Source organism: Haladaptatus sp. (assembly GCF_049589095.1).
Taxonomy (GTDB): domain Archaea; phylum Halobacteriota; class Halobacteria; order Halobacteriales; family Haladaptataceae; genus Haladaptatus.
Map to the genome: position 1 here is coordinate 1 of NZ_JBAWAC010000507.1, position 3384 is coordinate 3384.

Consider the following 3384-nt stretch of genomic DNA (forward strand, 5'->3'; position numbering starts at 1 on the left):
GACGGGAATCGGTCGTTATTCTCCGCTATTGCGAATCGGTCAGCCGCCCCGAATCCGCGTCAGAATCCGGTCCTTCCGTCGAGTCGGCTTCGAGGACGTCCTCCAGCCATCGGCCACGGAAGAAAAAGAATGCGCCAGCGACGGCCGCCGTCACGTTCGATACTGCGATGGCGTACCACGCGCCGGTGGCGCCGACGCTGAAGACGAGGATGGCGACAACTGCGATGACAGCACGGACTCCCCACAACGACGTCACGGCGATCCCCATCGCCATCCGGGTGGACCCCGACCCGTAGAACGCTCCGTTCATCATGTGATAGGCGGCCATGATGATCCACGTCGGCGCGACGATTCGGAGGAATGTCGCACCCTGATCGATTATCGCGTCGGAGCCTGACCCCGTGATAAACAGGCCGACGATGGGTCGAGCGAACCAAAACGTCAGCACGCCAGCGACGAGGAAGGCCACCCCGAGGATTGCGACGGCGATGTACACCGTGCGTCGAGCGCGGTCCCGCCGCCCGTTTCCGAGGTTTTGCCCGACCACGGTCTCGACGGACATCCCCATCGCCACCGTCGGAAGCCAGACGAGGGAGATGAATCGGGTGCCGATACCGTACGCCGCGACGGCGTCGGTGCTGACGGTGGCGAGGAGCGCCGTCATGACGATGACCGCGATGGATTGGGTGCTCTGGTCGATGGCTCCGGGAACCCCGATTCGGAGGATTTTTTCGACGGTACTGAATTTCAACCGGAGGTCGTCCAGCGCGAGATGCAGACCGACGCGGCCGCCGAATAGCAGCCAGAAGCCGACGAAAGCGGCGATTCCCCGCGAGAGAACCGTCGCTATCGCGGCACCCATGACCCCAAACCCGCCGAAGCCAGTGGTGGTAAACAGCGAACGCTGGAGTCCACCGAGACCGAACCATCCGAACAACGGATTGCCAGTAAATCCGAGGACGAAAAACGGATCGAGGATGATATTGAGGCCGACGCTGAGGACCATCAGATACATCGGCGTCTTCGTGTCTCCCCACCCACGGAGTAGGGCCATGAAAACGTAAAATCCGAAGGTGAACGGCATGCCGAGGACGACGATTCGCGTGTAGGTGACGGCCAATTCGTGAACCTTCGTTCCCGGCGTGGTTCCAATGGCGTGGAGCAATTCCGGGGCGAAGACGACGCCGAGCATCGAAACGGCAACCGAGAGCACCCCGACGAAACCGATCGTTTGTCCGGCGACGTGCCCGAGCCGCTCGTCGTTGCCTGCGCCCGTGTTCTGCGCGATGAGGATGGTTCCCGCGTTCGTCATCCCACCGCCGACGCTTACGAGCAGGAATATCGGCGGCCACGAGAACGACAGCGCCGCCACCGCATCGGCACCGAGTCGGCCAACCCAGAACGTGTCCGTCAGATTGTACGCCACTTGCAGCAACTGCGTGGCGGTGAGCGGGAGAGCCAACGCGAGAAGCGGCCACAGTATCGACCCGTGGGTGAACCGTGTGGACTCCCCGTTCGAAGCGTCGCTCATGCTCGAATTTTGTATGATGTTCCCACCCGAATAATTCCTCGCGATAGCCGTTAACGTATGTCATGAACGATACGATTTGTCGATTCGAATCGTCGTTCCGATCAGCGACTTTTTTACCTCACTCGCGGAGGAACGGGTATGACCGACGAGCAAGAGCGACCGTTGGCCCTTCCCACGTACGAGAAACTGGCCGACGAGTACGCCAAACGGGCACCGACGAAGCCGTTCAATGCCGACCTCGAACGCCCGACGACGCTGGGATTGCTTCCCGACATCGAGAGCTTCGACGTACTGGACGCCGGTTGTGGTCCGGGTATCACGGCGGAGCATCTGCTCGAACGCGGAGCGAGCGTCACCGGAATCGACGTGAGTCCCAAAATGCTCGCTCACGCACGGGAGCGCGCCCCCGCGGGGCGATTTCTCCGAGCGGATTTCGGCGAACCCCTTCCCTTCGAGTCGAACCACTTCGACCTCGTGTACAGTTCGTTGGCGTTCGACTACGTTGGGGATTGGGATTCACTGTTTTCCGAACTGGGTCGCGTCCTCCGACCCCACGGAATTCTCGTGTTCTCGTGTGGGCATCCGGTCGCGGACACGCTGTACTTCGACCCGGACGACTACTTCGAGACCGAGATGGTGAGCGACGAGTGGACGAGTTTCGGCGACCCGGTGGAGGTCTCCACCTATCGCCGACCGCTGGCGGCGATACTGAACCCCCTGCTGAACGCCCGCTTTCGTCTCGACCGTATCGCGGAGAGTCAACCGACGGAGAACTTCCGCGAGAAATCCCCCGAAACGTTCGAACGGGTATCCCGTGAACCGACGTTTTTGTCGATTCGTGCCGTGATGACAGCCGACTGAACCCGTCACGTATTTGCGTCCCCCGTCCTGAAGCACAGATGAATGGAGTACCTGATGGCCCGCAGGACGCTCGTCGAAGACCGGTTGGAGGAGGTCGTAGAGCGGGTCGAACCACGTGAACTGTCGGAGCAATTGGCCCACACGGCACTCTCGGGGGGAAAACGGGTCCGGCCGACCGTCGCCATGCTCGTCTGTGAAGCGGCGGGTGGCGACGCCGAGGACGCCGTCGATTTCGGCGTCGGTATCGAACTCGTTCACGACGCGTCGCTCGTCGTGGACGACATCATCGACCGCTCGGACGTGCGCCGCGGCACCGAAAGTGCGTGGGCGGAGTACGGCTACGGCCCGGCCATCATCGCCAGCGACGGCATGCTCGGCGAAGCGTTCGAGTTGTTCTCCTCCGATCCACGTGCCATGGAGGTCGTCGCCGAATCGATGATCGAACTCGGCATGGGCGAAGCCTCGGAACTCGTCGCCACGCCGTCGAATCAACCCGAGTACATGGAACTCGCCCGCCGAAAGACCGGTGCGTTGTTCCGCGCCGCCGCCGCGCTCGGAGCCTTGTCGGCCGACGCCAACCCCGAAACGGTCGATGCGTTCGGCGAATACGCGGAACGCGTCGGTGTCGCCTTCCAGATCCGGGACGACGTGCTCGACGCGACGGCCGACCCCGACGACCTCGGCAAGCCGACTGGACAGGACGAGGAAATCGGTCGCCCGTCCATCGTGCAGGTGACCGACCTCAGCGCCGACGAGGCGAACGAACTCGCCCACGAGCAGTCCGAAGCCGCATTGGCCGCCCTCGACAGGGTCGACGCGCCCGATTCTGCCGCGCTGGACTACCTCCGCGATTTCGCGCAGTTCGTCGTCACACGGGAACACTGAGACGGCTTTTCTCTCCGAGTCGAATGTACGCACCCTCTTTCAGGATTCGAGGTTGCGGAGCAACCTCGAAAGCGAGCGGTGTAACCGCGAGCAAGGGCGGGCGACCG

3 protein-coding genes are annotated in these 3384 nt (G+C 62.6%); 2 read left to right on the forward strand and 1 reads right to left on the reverse strand.

What is annotated here, in order from left to right; genetic code table 11:
* Nucleotides 1-25: 25 nt before the first annotated feature.
* Nucleotides 26-1531, reverse strand: coding sequence for an MATE family efflux transporter (locus WBV42_RS15780; RefSeq protein WP_423986867.1), 1506 nt, complete (start codon nt 1529-1531; stop codon nt 26-28).
* Nucleotides 1532-1669: 138 nt separating this feature from the next.
* Between WBV42_RS15780 and WBV42_RS15785 the strand changes: the two genes are divergently transcribed.
* Entirely contained in the window at nt 1670-2392 is a 723-nt protein-coding gene (locus WBV42_RS15785) for a class I SAM-dependent DNA methyltransferase (RefSeq protein ID WP_423986868.1), read from the forward strand.
* 42 nt (nt 2393-2434) lie between these two features.
* The gene (locus WBV42_RS15790; RefSeq protein WP_423986869.1) at nt 2435-3277 is read left to right on the forward strand and encodes a polyprenyl synthetase family protein; all 843 of its coding nucleotides are present in this window, start codon (nt 2435-2437) and stop codon (nt 3275-3277) included.
* Nucleotides 3278-3384 lie beyond the last annotated feature (107 nt).